Annotated in this window: 12 protein-coding genes; all 12 read right to left on the bottom strand. The window is 53.6% G+C overall.

The annotated features are described in order from the left end of the window. Positions 1–121 precede the first annotated feature (121 nt). The 12 genes from nuoL to lrhA all read right to left on the bottom strand — a co-directional run bounded on the left by nuoL (position 122) and on the right by lrhA (position 13,563). On the bottom strand, positions 122–1,963 hold the full coding sequence (gene nuoL, locus OGY68_RS21755; protein ID WP_003834744.1) for an NADH-quinone oxidoreductase subunit L: 1,842 nt from the start codon (positions 1,961–1,963) through the stop codon (positions 122–124). Continuing rightward, positions 1,960–2,262, bottom strand: a complete 303-nt coding sequence (gene nuoK / locus OGY68_RS21750) for an NADH-quinone oxidoreductase subunit NuoK (protein WP_000612644.1) — start codon at positions 2,260–2,262, stop codon at positions 1,960–1,962. Before nuoK ends, nuoL begins: the two co-directional genes overlap by 4 nt. Next, positions 2,259–2,813 (bottom strand): NADH-quinone oxidoreductase subunit J, encoded by a 555-nt coding sequence (gene nuoJ / locus OGY68_RS21745; protein WP_003028059.1) that lies wholly within the window; start codon positions 2,811–2,813, stop codon positions 2,259–2,261. Before nuoJ ends, nuoK begins: the two co-directional genes overlap by 4 nt. Before the next feature lie 11 nt (positions 2,814–2,824). Continuing rightward, entirely contained in the window at positions 2,825–3,367 is a 543-nt protein-coding gene (gene nuoI / locus OGY68_RS21740; RefSeq protein WP_003028062.1) for an NADH-quinone oxidoreductase subunit NuoI, read from the bottom strand. A gap of 14 nt (positions 3,368–3,381) precedes the next feature. Beyond that, positions 3,382–4,359 carry an NADH-quinone oxidoreductase subunit NuoH gene (gene nuoH / locus OGY68_RS21735; protein ID WP_003028063.1) on the bottom strand — a complete coding sequence of 326 codons (978 nt, stop codon included), beginning with the start codon at positions 4,357–4,359 and terminating at the stop codon, positions 3,382–3,384. Further along, positions 4,356–7,082, bottom strand: a complete 2,727-nt coding sequence (nuoG, locus tag OGY68_RS21730; RefSeq protein ID WP_032941985.1) for an NADH-quinone oxidoreductase subunit NuoG — start codon at positions 7,080–7,082, stop codon at positions 4,356–4,358. The genes nuoH and nuoG overlap by 4 nt, the downstream gene beginning before the upstream one ends. 80 nt (positions 7,083–7,162) lie before the next feature. Then, positions 7,163–8,500, bottom strand: a complete 1,338-nt coding sequence (nuoF, locus tag OGY68_RS21725) for an NADH-quinone oxidoreductase subunit NuoF (protein WP_003834753.1) — start codon at positions 8,498–8,500, stop codon at positions 7,163–7,165. Further along, positions 8,497–8,997, bottom strand: coding sequence for an NADH-quinone oxidoreductase subunit NuoE (gene nuoE, locus OGY68_RS21720; RefSeq protein WP_003028069.1), 501 nt, complete (start codon positions 8,995–8,997; stop codon positions 8,497–8,499). The genes nuoF and nuoE overlap by 4 nt, the downstream gene beginning before the upstream one ends. A gap of 2 nt (positions 8,998–8,999) precedes the next feature. Continuing rightward, on the bottom strand, positions 9,000–10,790 hold the full coding sequence (gene nuoC / locus OGY68_RS21715) for an NADH-quinone oxidoreductase subunit C/D (protein ID WP_286617498.1): 1,791 nt from the start codon (positions 10,788–10,790) through the stop codon (positions 9,000–9,002). An 85-nt stretch (positions 10,791–10,875) separates the two neighbouring features. Next, entirely contained in the window at positions 10,876–11,538 is a 663-nt protein-coding gene (nuoB, locus tag OGY68_RS21710) for an NADH-quinone oxidoreductase subunit NuoB (protein ID WP_003028075.1), read from the bottom strand. Between the two features lie 15 nt (positions 11,539–11,553). Next, positions 11,554–11,997: an NADH-quinone oxidoreductase subunit NuoA gene (gene nuoA, locus OGY68_RS21705; RefSeq protein WP_003028077.1), complete on the bottom strand. Its 444-nt coding sequence runs from the start codon at positions 11,995–11,997 to the stop codon at positions 11,554–11,556. A gap of 627 nt (positions 11,998–12,624) precedes the next feature. Then, on the bottom strand, positions 12,625–13,563 hold the full coding sequence (gene lrhA / locus OGY68_RS21700; RefSeq protein WP_003834760.1) for a transcriptional regulator LrhA: 939 nt from the start codon (positions 13,561–13,563) through the stop codon (positions 12,625–12,627). Positions 13,564–13,982: the final 419 nt, after the last annotated feature.

Below are 13,982 nucleotides of genomic sequence, written 5' to 3'. Positions count from 1 at the left end.
ACTTCGCCGATGACGCCTGTACATCAGGAACAGATTTTCAACGAATTCTAAAAATTATTTTTGGGTTTGTAGGCCGGATAAGCGCAGCGCCATCCGGCAATCGTTCATCCAGCCAACAAACTCAACGCAGTACCATCAACAGTGCCAGCACAACGACGGCGCCGATGCTCATTGATGCAACATACCAGCGCAGATAACCGTTCTCGCTCAACAGCAGGCCTTTACCTGCAAAGCGGGAAAGGATCGCCGGAATGTTCATCATTGAGTTGAGCGGATCGCGTTTCAGCAACCAGGCAACACCCAGGAACGGCTTAACGAACACTTTGTCGTACAGCCAGTCGAAGCCCCAGGCGTTATACCACCAGGTACCCAGCAGGCGGCCCGGCGCACTGTTCGCAATCGACGTCACCAGTGTGCGTTTACCCAGCCACAGCCATGCTGCGATCAGGATGCCCGCAATCGCTACGATACCGGAGGTAATTTCCAGCGTCATAACGCGACCATGCTCAAGCTCGGTCGTCGCAGGCAGTACACCCTGCAGCGGCGGCACAATCAGCGCGCCAACGAAGGTGGACAGGATCATCAGCACAATCAGCGGCAGATGATGGGTAATCCCCTTCCCTGCGTGGGCGTGAATTTGTTCTTTACCGTGGAACACGATGAAAATCATACGGAAGGTGTACAGAGAGGTCATGAATGCACCGACCAGACCTGCAACCATCAGATTAATATGACCATTCGCCATTGCACCGGCCAGAATCTCATCCTTACTGAAGAAGCCAGCGGTAATCAGCGGCAGAGCCGACAGCGCCGCGCCACCGATCAGGAAGCAGAGATACACCAGCGGAATTGACTTACGCAGACCGCCCATCTTGAAGATGTTCTGTTCGTGGTGGCAAGCCAGGATAACCGAGCCAGATGCCAGGAACAGCAGCGCTTTAAAGAAGGCGTGCGTCATCAGGTGGAAAATCGCCGCATCCCACGCCTGTACGCCGAGAGCCAGGAACATATAACCAATCTGGCTCATGGTGGAGTACGCAAGAACGCGTTTGATGTCGGTCTGTACCAGCGCAGCAAAACCCGCCAGCACCAGAGTGATAGCACCGATAATCCCCACCAGGTGCAGGATTTCAGGCGTCATCAGGAACAGGCCGTGCGTACGGGCTATCAGGTAGACACCAGCGGTAACCATCGTCGCGGCGTGGATCAACGCGGAGACAGGCGTCGGGCCAGCCATCGCATCAGCAAGCCAGGTCTGCAACGGCAGCTGTGCAGATTTACCGACCGCACCGCCCAGCAGCATCAGGGTTGCCCACATCAGCATGTTGTTACCGTCTGCAAAGTGCGCAGGCGCCAGTTCCACCATTTCGCGGAAGTTCAGCGTGCCCAGCTCGTTGTAGAGGATGAACAGCGCGAACGCCAGGAATACGTCACCAACACGGGTTACCACGAAGGCTTTCATTGCCGCAGCGCCATTCTTCGGATCGGTGTAGTAGAAACCAATCAGCAGATAGGAGCACAGGCCCACGCCTTCCCAGCCGAGGTACATCAGCAGCAGGTTATCCGCCAGCACCAGAACCACCATGCTGGCGATAAACAGGTTGGTGTAGGCGAAGAAACGAGAATAGCCCTCTTCTCCGCGCATATACCAGGAGGCGAACATGTGGATCAGGAAACCAACGCCGGTCACCACGGAGAGCATGGTCAGCGACAGGCCGTCCAGCACCAGGTTAAAACCGATGTTGAAGTCGCCGACTGACATCCACGTCCACAGCGGCTGGCTGTAAGCCTGCTGGCCATTGGCAAAGAAATCAACGCCAACAAACGCAGTCACCAGCGCAGCCAGACCGATCGACCCGACACCCACGGTAGCGGACAGATTTTCTGACCAACGACCACGAGAAAACGCCAGTAATACAAAGCCAATAAATGGCAGAATAATGGTTAAGGCAAGCATGTTCATCCACGCATCTCACTTACTGAATCGATGTTCAGGTTCTGGCGACGGCGATGAAGTTGCAGCAACAGCGCAAGCCCAATGCTCGCTTCGGCAGCCGCAAGGCTGATGGCGAGAATATACATCACCTGACCATCGGTCTGGCCCCAGTAGCTTCCGGCGACCACAAAGGCCAACGCGGAGGCGTTAATCATGATTTCCAGCCCGATCAGCATAAACAGCAGATTGCGGCGGATAACCAGACCGGTTAAGCCCAGCACGAATAAGATCGCAGCGAGGATCAGTCCATGTTGTAAGGGGATCATGCGTGCTCCTCCGTTTTTCTTTTCGCGCGGTCATCGGTGCGATTGCTCAGCACTTCACCAGAACGCTCTTCGCGCCCTACGTGGAAGGCCACAACCAGACCCGCCAGCAGCAGCATCGAAGCCAGTTCAACCGCCAGTACATACGGTCCGAACAGGGAAATACCGACTGCTTTCGCGCTAATTGGCGTGCCGTCGATGCCCTGATCGTTAACGCCCAGAATGGCGTAAACAATAACCACCAGCATAATGGCTGACAGAATCGCCGGACCAATCCACACCTGCGGTTTCAGCCACTGACGTTCCTGTTCAATTTCAGAACCACCAAGGTTGAGCATCATCACCACGAACACGAACAGCACCATGATGGCGCCCGCGTAAACGATAATTTCCAGCGCACCGGCGAAGTAAGCGCCTAACGAGAAGAACACCCCAGAAATCGCCAGCAGCGAAATAATCAGGTACAGCAACGCGTGTACCGGATTGGTGTGGGTGATCACCCGCAAGGTTGCGAGAATGGCTATCAGGCCACAGATATAAAAAGCGAACTCCATTGCCCCTCTCCTTACGGTAACAGGCTCTTGACGTCGATAGGCTTAGCTTCGTTCTCTGCTTCGCCCTTATCTTTGCCGTCGATTGCCATACCTGCCATCCGGTAGAAGTTATATTCCGGGTATTTGCCCGGACCGGAGATCAGCAGATCCTCTTTCTCGTAAACCAGGTCCTGGCGCTTGTACTCACCCAGCTCGAAATCTGGAGTCAGCTGAATAGCCGTAGTCGGACAGGCTTCTTCGCACAGGCCGCAGAAAATGCAGCGTGAGAAGTTAATGCGGAAAAACTCCGGATACCAGCGGCCATCTTTGGTCTCTGCTTTTTGCAGAGAAATACAGCCTACCGGACACGCTACCGCACACAGGTTACAGGCAACGCAGCGCTCTTCACCGTCTGGATCACGAGTCAGAACGATACGACCACGAAAACGGGGCGGTAGATAGACCGGCTCTTCCGGATACATCTGCGTTTCGCGTTTCGCGAACGCATGCAGGCCGATCATCCAGATACTGCGTACCTGGGTGCCGAAACCTACGAACAATTCTTTTAAGGTCATGGTCTTTGTGTCCCTTATTGCGCCTGCCAGAGAATGACAGCCGCCGTTACCAGCAAGTTGACGAGCGTCAGCGGCAGACAGACTTTCCAGCCGAAGGACATTACCTGGTCATAACGAGGACGCGGTAACGACGCACGAATCAAAATGAACATCATCATGAAGAACGCGGTTTTCAGCGCGAACCAGACGAATGGCGGTAAGAACGGGCCATGCCAGCCACCGAAGAACAGGGTAACCATCAGTGCAGAAATGGTGACGATGCCGATGTATTCACCCACGAAGAACAGACCGAATTTCATACCGGAATATTCAATGTGGTAACCGTCGGCCAGTTCCTGCTCGGCTTCTGGCTGGTCAAACGGGTGACGGTGGCACACCGCCACGCCCGCGATGGCAAAGGTGACAAAACCAAAGAACTGCGGAATAACGTTCCAGATATCAGCCTGGTTGTTGACGATGTCGGTCATGTTAAATGAACCGGCCTGCGCCACCACGCCCATCAGGGAAAGCCCGAGGAACACTTCGTAACTCAGCGTCTGCGCAGACGCACGCATCGCACCGAGCAGGGAGTATTTGTTGTTACTGGACCAGCCGGCGAACAGCACCGCGTATACCGCGAGGCCCGCCATCATCAGGAAGAACAGGATCCCGATGTTCAGGTCAGCAACCACCCAGTTCGGACTCACCGGCACGATGGCGAAAGCCAGCAGCAGCGAGGTGAAGGCGATCATCGGTGCCAGGGTAAAGATGACGCGATCCGAGAATTTCGGGATCCAGTCTTCTTTAAAGAACATCTTGATCATGTCCGCAACCAGCTGGAGCGAACCGCCCCAGCCAACACGGTTCGGTCCGTAACGGTTCTGGAACAGACCCAGCAGACGACGTTCGCCAAAGCTCATGAATGCCCCGCAGGTGACCACCACCAGCAGGATCACGACCGCTTTGAGAATGCTCAGCAGGATCTCAATCAGATCGGGTGTAATCCAACTCATTGTTGTGCCTCCTGCAGATCCTCAAGACGCGCACCTGCCAGAACCGGCGCGATGCCAGGCATACCCATCGGCAAACCGACCTGCCCTGCCGTTAATCCTTCAGCGATTTCAACCGGCAGCGTAACCGTGTTGCCATCGTAGCTGAAAGAAACGCGCGTACCGGCATTAACACCCAACTTCGCGGCATCAGCCGGGTTGAGTTTGATGTACGGCTGCGGCATACGGGTCTGGAAGACCGGCGCACGCTGGGACATTTCGTCGCTGCCAAACAGATGGTAGTACGGCGCGATACGCCACTGACCATCCTGAGCCTGGAAGCTCGCCGGAACGGTAGTGAAGTAATCCATACCATCTGCAGAAGCTTCGATCAGACGCACGCCCGGATCGCCATGACGCAGTTTACCGCCCACTTCATCCTGGAACTTGTTCCACGCCTGTGGGGAGTTCCAGCCCGGAGCCCAGGCAAACGGAATTTGTGAACGCGGCGCAGACGGTTGGTTGTTCCCTTCCATAGAGAAGGCGAACATAGTGTCTTTGTCCTGCGGCTGGCGCGGTTCGTGTACGCTGATGTTGGCGCGCATTGCGGTACGACCGCTGTAGCGGTGCGGTTCACGAGCCAATTTCTGTCCACGGATACGGAAGCTTGCGTCCGGCGCTGCATCTTTGATACCCGCCAGTTGCGGCAGCTTCTCAACGACCGCGTCGATAACGTGGTCGAGCTGCGTCCAGTCCACTTCGCGGCTCTGCACGGTGCTGTGCAGCGAGTGCAGCCAGCGCCAGCTTTCCAGCATCACGGTGTTACTGTCGTAGTAGGACGGGTCGTAGACCTGGAAGAAACGCTGAGCGCGGCCTTCGTTGTTAATCACCGTACCATCGCTTTCGGCGAAGCTTGCGGCGGAAAGCACCAGATGGGCGTTTTCCATAATTGCCGTACGCTGATGGTCAATGACCAGTACCAGCGGTGCTTTCGCCAGCGCAGCGTTCACACGCGTTGCTGAAGCATGGCGATGCAGGTCATTCTCCAGCACCACAACGGCGTCAGCACGACCTGTTTCCAGCTCGGTCAGCGCATCGTCAAGGGAACCACCGCCAATCATACCCAGGCCCATGCTGTTAACAGAGCGAGCAATCATGGTGATGCCGACGTCTGCGCCACGGCCTTTCAGCGCCTTCGCCACGTTGGCAGCCGCCTGAATCACTTCGGCGCTACCGGCGTTGGTGCCGGAAATAATCAGTGGTTTCTTCGCCCCGGCCAGTGCCTGAACGATAACGTCAATTTTGTTTTGCAGGTCACGGTCGATACCGTCAACCGCCGGAGCGTTGTTATCCAGCGCATGAGCGATAGCGAAACCTAAACGCGCCTGATCTTCAACCGGTGCACGATAGGTCCATGCGGCGATGTCATCCAGACGGGTGTTATCGACGTTGGTAACGAACAGCGGGTGCTTAGCACGCTGGCCGATGTTAAGGATTGCTGCGATCTGCCAGTCAGCCACTTTCTGTGCCGCCGCCATTTCACGCGCTTTACCTTTCACCGCCTGACGCACTGCCAGCGCAACGCGTGCGCCGGTCTGGGTGACATCTTCGCCCAGCACCAGAACCGCATCATAAGATTCGATTTCGCGCAGTGCCGGAGTATGAATCCCGCCGTCACGCAGCACGCTCAGTGCCAGTTGCAGACGTTCCTGCTCGCCCTGGGCGATACCGGTATAGAAGTTATCCGCACCCACCAGTTCACGCAGCGCGAAGTTACTTTCAACGCTGGCGCGCGGGGAGCCGATACCAATTACTTTCTTCGACTGACGCAGAATATCTGCCGCGCCCTGCATCGCCTGCTCGGCGTTGAGCGTGATCAGGTCATCGCCACGACGCTGTACCGGCTGACGCGGACGGTCTTTCAGGTTCACGTAACCATAGCCAAAACGACCACGGTCGCAGAGGAAGTAGTGGTTAACGGTACCGTTATAACGGTTTTCGATACGACGCAGTTCACCGTAGCGTTCGCCCGGGCTGGTGTTACAGCCGATGGAACACTGCTGGCAGATGCTCGGCGCAAACTGCATGTCCCATTTACGGTTATAACGCTCGGAGTGCGTTTTATCGGTGAAGACGCCGGTCGGGCAAATTTCTACCAGGTTACCGGAGAACTCGCTTTCGAGCGTACCGTCTTCCGGGCGGCCAAAGTAGACGTTGTCATGTGCGCCATAGACGCCCAGATCCGCGCCATCGGCGTAATCTTTGTAGTAACGTACGCAGCGATAGCAGGCGATGCAGCGGTTCATTTCGTGAGAGATGAACGGCCCCAGGTCCTGGTTACGGTGAGTACGCTTCGTGAAGCGGTAGCGACGGAAGCTGTGACCGGTCATGACGGTCATATCCTGCAGGTGGCAGTTGCCGCCCTCTTCACAGACCGGACAGTCGTGCGGGTGGTTAGTCATCAACCACTCCACGACGCTTTCGCGGAACTGTTTCGCTTCTTCGTCATCAATAGAAATAAAGGTGCCTTCGGTGGCCGGTGTCATACAAGACATCACCAGGCGACCACGCGTGTCTTCCGCGTTTTGATATTGCTTCACCGCACACTGGCGGCAAGCACCGACGCTTCCCAGCGCCGGGTGCCAGCAAAAGTACGGAATATCAAGGCCGAGAGACAGACAAGCTTCCAGCAGGTTGTCCGCTCCGTTGACCTCATATTCTTTGCCGTCTACATGAATCGTAGCCATAGTCAGCATGCTTCCAGTTGGCTCGGTCGTAACCGAGCGTTAATCGAATTTCTTATCGCGACACAGGGCTAACCCTGTAATCACCAGCGCTCTTTCAGCAGGTTCGGCTGAATACCACCAATCTGATGGGTATTGCTGAAGGACTGCTTGATGCCAGCTTCGAATTCTTCGCGGAAATATTTAATGGCGCTCTGCAGCGGTTCCACTGCACCCGGTGCGTGTGCACAGAAGGTTTTACCCGGGCCGAGGAAACGACACAGTTGCTCAAGTGTCTCGATATCCCCAGGCTGGCCTTCGCCACGCTCCAGCGCGCGCAGAATTTTCACACTCCACGGCAGACCGTCACGGCACGGCGTACACCAGCCGCAAGACTCGCGGGCAAAAAACTCTTCGAGGTTACGCACCAAAGGAACCATGCCAATCTCGTGATCGACAGCCATGGCCAGCGCGGTGCCCAGACGGCTACCTGCTTTACCAATGCTTTCGAATTCCATCGGCAGATCGAGGTGTGCTTCGGTCAGGAAGTCAGTCCCTGCACCGCCTGGCTGCCAGGCTTTAAACTTCAGTCCATCGCGCATGCCGCCCGCGTAATCTTCGAGGATCTCACGCGCGGTAGTACCGAAAGGCAGTTCCCACAGGCCAGGATTCTTCACGCGACCAGAGAAGCCCATCAGCTTGGTGCCCGCGTCTTTGCTCTTCGAAATGTTCTGGTACCACTCCACGCCGTTCGCGAGGATAGCCGGTACGTTACACAGGGTTTCGACGTTGTTTACGCAGGTCGGTTTGCCCCATGCGCCAGAGCTTGCCGGGAACGGCGGCTTGGAACGAGGGTTAGCACGGCGACCTTCGAGGGAGTTGATCAGCGCGGTTTCTTCACCGCAGATGTAACGCCCTGCCCCGGTGTGGACAAACAGTTCGAAGTCGAAACCAGTGCCCATGATGTTTTTGCCAAGCAGACCGGCTTCGGTCGCTTCGGCAATCGCGCGACGCAGATGCACGGCTGCTTCGATATATTCACCGCGCAGGAAGATGTAACCACGGTACGCTTTCAGCGCAAACGCGGAAATCAGCATGCCTTCCACCAGCAGGTGCGGCAGCTGTTCCATCAGCAGACGGTCTTTATAGGTGCCCGGCTCCATTTCATCGGCGTTACACAGCAGGTAACGGATGTTCATGGATTCGTCTTTCGGCATCAGGCTCCACTTCAGACCGGTGGAAAAGCCCGCGCCGCCGCGCCCTTTCAGGCCAGCGTCTTTTACCTGATTAACGATTTCGTCCGGTGACAACCCGGTCAGGGCCTTACGCGCACCTTCGTAGCCGTTCTTGCTACGGTATTCGTCCAGCCAGACCGGCTGTTTGTCATCACGCAGACGCCAGGTCAGCGGATGGGTTTCGGGAGTACGGATAATGTCTTTCATTTATACCGCTCCAGTAGTTCGGGAATGCCTTCCGGGGTCAGGTGAGCATGAGTATCTTCATCGATCATCATGTTTGGCCCTTTATCGCAGTTCCCCAGGCAACAGGTCGGCAGCAGCGTAAAGCGACCATCAAAGGTCGTCTGCCCCGGCTTGATGTTGAGTTTTTTCTCAAGCGCGGCCTGGATCCCCTGGTAGCCGTTGATATGGCACACCACGCTGTCGCAATAGCGGATCACGTGGCGACCTACCGGCTGGCGGAAGATCTGGCTATAAAACGTAGCAACACCTTCTACGTCGCTTGCCGGAATACCCAGCACATCAGCGATCGCATAGATCGCCCCATCCGGCACCCAGCCACGCTGTTTCTGAACGATTTTCAGCGCTTCAATGGACGCCGCACGCGGGTCTTCGTAGTGGTGCTTCTCGTGCTCAATCGCTTCACGCTCAGCCGCACTCAGCTCAAAAGCCTCGGTTTGTGGTTGTTGATTCTCGTGCATAATTAGCGGTCCACATCTGACATAACAAAATCGATACTACCCAGATGGACGATTAAGTCGGACACCAGGCTGCCACGTACCGCTACCGGGATCTGCTGCAGGTGCGCATAGCTCGGGGTACGGTAACTCATGGTGCTGCCATCGCTGGTCAGGTAGTAACTGTTGATACCCTTGGTCGCTTCCACCATCTGGAAGGACTCGTTTGCCGGCATAACCGGACCCCACGAAACCTGCAGGAAGTGGGTGATAAGGGTTTCGATATGTTGCAGCGTGCGCTCTTTCGGCGGCGGCGTCGTCAGCGGGTGATCCGCTTTGAACGGGCCTTCCGGCATGTTATTGAGGCACTGCTCAAGGATGCGCAGACTCTGGCGCAGCTCTTCAACTTTCAGCATCACGCGGGTATAGCAGTCAGAAACGCCGCCGCCAACCGGGACTTCAAAGTCAAAGTTTTCGTAGCCAGAGTACGGACGCGCTTTACGCACGTCGAAATCAATACCGGTCGCGCGCAGCGCAGCACCGGTACAACCCCAGTCCAGCGCTTCTTTCTTACCGTAAGCGGCAACGCCCTGCGAACGGCCTTTCAGGATGGTGTTACGCAGTGCGGCTTTCTCGTAAGAATCCAGACGTTTTGGCATCCAGTCGAGGAAGTCACGCAGCAGCTTGTCCCAACCCCGCGGCAGATCGTGTGCCACACCGCCGATACGGAACCAGGCCGGGTGCATACGGAAACCGGTGATCGCTTCCACCACGTCATAGATTTTCTGACGGTCGGTAAAGGCGAAGAATACCGGGGTCATCGCGCCGACGTCCTGAATGAACGTGGAGATGTACAGCAGGTGGCTGTTAATACGGAACAGTTCGGACAACATCACGCGAATCACGTTGACGCGATCCGGCGTGGTGATACCAGCCAGCTTCTCAACGGCCAGTACGTAAGGCATTTCGTTTACACAGCCGCCGAGGTACTCAATACGGTCGGTGTACGGAATGTAGCTGTGCCAGGACTGACGTTCACCCATCTTTTCAGCGCCACGGTGGTGGTAGCCGATGTCAGGTACGCAGTCGACGATTTCTTCGCCATCAAGCTGCAGCACAATACGGAAAGCACCGTGAGAAGACGGGTGGTTAGGACCGAGGTTGAGGAACATGAAGTCCTCATTTTCGGTGCTACGCTTCATACCCCAATCTTCTGGTTTGAAGGTCAGCGCTTCCATTTCCAGATCCTGTTTGGCTTTAGTCAGCTCAAACGGATCGAATTCGGTCGCACGCGCCGGGTAGTCTTTACGCAGCGGATGACCTTCCCAGGTATGCGGCATCAGCAGACGCGTCAGGTGCGGGTGACCTTCGATATCGATGCCAAACATTTCCCAGGTTTCACGCTCATACCAGTTGGCGTTCGGGAACAGTTTGGTGAAAGTCGGTACGCGCAGATCGTTTTCAGACAAAGCCACCTTGAGCATGATATCGCGATTGCGTTCAATGGAAATCAGGTGATAGAAAACGGAAAAATCCGCGGCAGGTAACCCTTCGCGGTGCGTACGCAGACGTTCGTCCATGCCGTGTAAATCAAACAGCATGACGTAAGGTTTCGGCAGTCTCTTTAAGAAATCGCCAACTTCCAGTAATTGTTCACGCTTGACCCAAACAACGGGTACCCCGGTGCGAGTCGCCTGAACGGTAAAGGCATCCGGCCCAAAACGGTTGCGCAGTTCGCCAATGACCGGGTCATCAAGGTGATCCCGTGTTTGCCATACGGCGTCTTGCGCGGTTAAGTCGGTCATATTGTTCACCATTGCAAATGGTCCGTGGTGGTCGGCAGTGCTTCGCGCTATTTATGTAGTGATAAGCGAAGGAAGTGCTGCTGCCGACAGGCGCAAATTAAATCTCGTCTGGTGTACGAAGATTCGTTACAGCAATACGTTCGCCGCGTTTACGCTCGCGTTCTGACTGCATATTGGCGCGATAAACGCCCTGATCGCCAACCACCCAAGAGAGCGGACGGCGTTCTTTGCCAATGGAATCTTGCAGCAGCATCAGAGCCTGCATATACGCTTCTGGGCGCGGCGGACATCCCGGGATGTACACATCGACCGGAATAAATTTATCAACGCCCTGCACCACAGAATAGATGTCGTACATACCGCCGGAGTTGGCGCATGCGCCCATGGAAATAACCCATTTCGGTTCCAGCATCTGATCGTAGAGGCGCTGAATAACTGGTGCCATTTTGGTAAAGCAGGTTCCGGCTACGACCATCAGGTCAGCCTGACGCGGCGATGCACGCAGTACTTCCGCACCAAAACGGGCCACATCGTGCACGGCGGTAAACGAGGTCACCATCTCAACGTAGCAGCAGGAAAGGCCAAAGTTATATGGCCAAATTGAGTTTTTACGGCCCCAGTTAACCATGTCATGCAGTTTGCCCATGAACACGTTTTTGTTAACTTCTTGTTCCAGGGGGTCGGTTACGATCTCCTGTTTTTGCAGGGGGTAACGGTCGTTCTCACCGTTAGGATCTATGCGGGTGAGCGTATAATCCATCTTAATGCCTCGCGGTTAGCGTTGACGATTAGCGATACTGTTCGTTTCCGGGTTCATACGCTCGCGGCGTGAACGCGCGGGCGTCCAGTCCAGCGCGCCAATACGCACCAGATAAACCAGACCTGCCAGTAACACAAAAATAAAAATTGCAGCTTCCACAAAGCCAATCCAACCGCTTTCACGGATAGAAGTTGACCATGCGAACAGATACAGCGCTTCAACGTCGAAGATAACGAAGAACATGGCTACCAGATAAAACTTGGCAGACAGGCGCAGGCGGGCGGTGCCGACCGAGTCGATACCTGATTCAAACGGCACGTTTTTAGATCTCGCGCGTGCGCGACCCCCTAAAAACCAGCCGCCGACGAGCATCAGGCAGCACAGGCCAATGGCAACGATAAGAAAGATAGCGAATGCCCAGTGATGAGCGATGATTTCAGTGGATGTTGACATACTCATTGCTTACTCATCAAAAGTAGCGCCAAATTCTCTGCTCTTTTCGGCAGATGAACGCCACATCGATTCATGGGGAGGAATAAAAAAAACCTTACAATCACTGTGAAAAATCATTTTATACAGCTAATTGATGGGGTTTTTTACTCCTTTCTATAACCTTTTGTCAACTTTAACAAAAGTTTCCTCACATTATTTTACACTGTTCCAACTTCATTAACATAAAGTGCTCTTTAGACCCATTTCGATTGCATCATCGGTCATTTTTAATGTTGTTGAATCGTGTCCGTAGTGAAGTAAAAAAGATAATACACGTCTATTTTGACAGGAATTCACCCAGATGCCTCCCCCTAAATGGGAGTATTTTCTTGATCTGTGACACGCTTTTGTTAATTCACCATAAAAAACAGCAACAATTTCTCTAGTTTTTTAACATGGAAACATTTAGCAACTCAGCTGATTATTTTTCATCCTATTGTCAGTCTGTTTTTTTACCTGCTGATTTTGTTAAGTTTTAGTATATGAATGAACAGAAAGCAGTAATATTTGCATAAAAAAAGAGCCACTGGATGTTTTTTCATCATCAGTGGCTCTTTTTTACACTTACATTTTAAAACGTTTTTTTGTGACGCTTTACTCAAAGTCGCCTTCAACAATCAGCGAGTCATCTCCCCCTTCAGGGGTAAACTGATTGTATTGCCAAGGATTTTGATATGTCTGCATCGACTTAAAGATAACCTGAGCTAATTCATTTTGCGTGGCCGGATCGCTGCACAGCAGATACTCGGTATCAGGCAGAGGTGGCAATCCGTCCGCCGCACCCAGTACGCGTAAATCCGGGCTCATCATTTCGACAGGACGGGCAGTAACGCCCAGCCCTGCTTTTACCGCCGCGCGGACCGCAGGCAATGTTGAAGCGACATAAGCCAGACGCCACGGGATCTGTGCGGCATTCAACGTCGCCAGCACGATATCGCGAAACGGGCTGGGATCGTCCAGCAGAACTAACGGCACCGGTTCCCCTTTTTGCAGGATATATTCGGCTGCGCAATACCAGTGCGTCGGTGAAGTTCGCAAATTCAGGCACTCAAAATCGCCAGGTCGGTTAGTGGTGACCACTAAATCCACTTCTTGCGACTTAAGCATCTCCACCATGTAGGCGTTGCGTTTCACTCTGACATCCAGTGCAAGTTTCGGATAAACCGAACTTATACGGTTAAGCAGAAAAGGGAGTATGGTATCGGCGGATTCATCAGAAGCACCGATAGTTAACACCCCCTGAAGATTGTTAAACATCAATGATGAGCATGCCTCATCATTAAATCGCAGTATTTTCCTGGCGTAACCCAACAGCTGGATACCATGCTCGGTCAGCAGTTTGTTGCGTCCATGGCGCGCGAACAACTCTTTCCCCACAAGTTGTTCAAGACGCTGCATTTGCTGACTTACCGCAGACTGAGTTCGACATACCGCAGCTGCCGCAGCCGCAAAGGTATTCAGGTCGGCAACAGCAACAAAGGTTCTCAGCAGATCGAGGTCGAGGTTAATTATCGGACGATTTGCATTTATCATAGTTTTTCACTTACTCGCGGGTCATACCGGGTTAATGCTGTGCATTCAGAATCAAACAACTCCATTTGTAATGTGCCTCCCTTCAGTTTCGCTTAGTGTAACCAAGTGAAAATAAGGATGTATTTGGTTTAACAAACGAAACAATTCTCTTTCTGAGCTATTTTAATACCCGTGATATTCATCGGAATATAGCAACGAGAAAGAGCCGTATTTTTAGCTGCTGGATGATTCTGACTAATGGGAAACATGTAAATTTTGTAAATTTAAAAAATAGTTAACGAACAATAATTTACACATTAAAAACTAACTTTTCAGGATGTTAGGAACAACCAACAAACATTTGAATTATAGTAAAATTCGTACTACACACCATTTCATAGGAGTTATCTTAACCTAAAACCACTATATTTATAAGTGTT

This window comes from Citrobacter sp. Cpo065 (assembly GCF_030332805.1).
GTDB lineage: Bacteria > Pseudomonadota > Gammaproteobacteria > Enterobacterales > Enterobacteriaceae > Citrobacter > Citrobacter portucalensis.
The sequence above is the reverse complement of the archived record's forward strand: the minus strand, read 5'-3'. Positions and strand labels throughout refer to the sequence as shown.

Bases quoted from the DNA above. Each gene is read 5' to 3' on its own strand.
- nuoL (WP_003834744.1), bottom strand. From the start codon at position 1,963: ATGAACATGCTTGCCTTAACCATTATTCTGCCATTTATTGGCTTTGTA.
- nuoK (WP_000612644.1), bottom strand. From the start codon at position 2,262: ATGATCCCCTTACAACATGGACTGATCCTCGCTGCGATCTTATTCGTG.
- nuoJ (WP_003028059.1), bottom strand. From the start codon at position 2,813: ATGGAGTTCGCTTTTTATATCTGTGGCCTGATAGCCATTCTCGCAACC.
- nuoI (WP_003028062.1), bottom strand. From the start codon at position 3,367: ATGACCTTAAAAGAATTGTTCGTAGGTTTCGGCACCCAGGTACGCAGT.
- nuoH (WP_003028063.1), bottom strand. From the start codon at position 4,359: ATGAGTTGGATTACACCCGATCTGATTGAGATCCTGCTGAGCATTCTC.
- nuoG (WP_032941985.1), bottom strand. From the start codon at position 7,082: ATGGCTACGATTCATGTAGACGGCAAAGAATATGAGGTCAACGGAGCG.
- nuoF (WP_003834753.1), bottom strand. From the start codon at position 8,500: ATGAAAGACATTATCCGTACTCCCGAAACCCATCCGCTGACCTGGCGT.
- nuoE (WP_003028069.1), bottom strand. From the start codon at position 8,997: ATGCACGAGAATCAACAACCACAAACCGAGGCTTTTGAGCTGAGTGCG.
- nuoC (WP_286617498.1), bottom strand. From the start codon at position 10,790: ATGGTGAACAATATGACCGACTTAACCGCGCAAGACGCCGTATGGCAA.
- nuoB (WP_003028075.1), bottom strand. From the start codon at position 11,538: ATGGATTATACGCTCACCCGCATAGATCCTAACGGTGAGAACGACCGT.
- nuoA (WP_003028077.1), bottom strand. From the start codon at position 11,997: ATGAGTATGTCAACATCCACTGAAATCATCGCTCATCACTGGGCATTC.
- lrhA (WP_003834760.1), bottom strand. From the start codon at position 13,563: ATGATAAATGCAAATCGTCCGATAATTAACCTCGACCTCGATCTGCTG.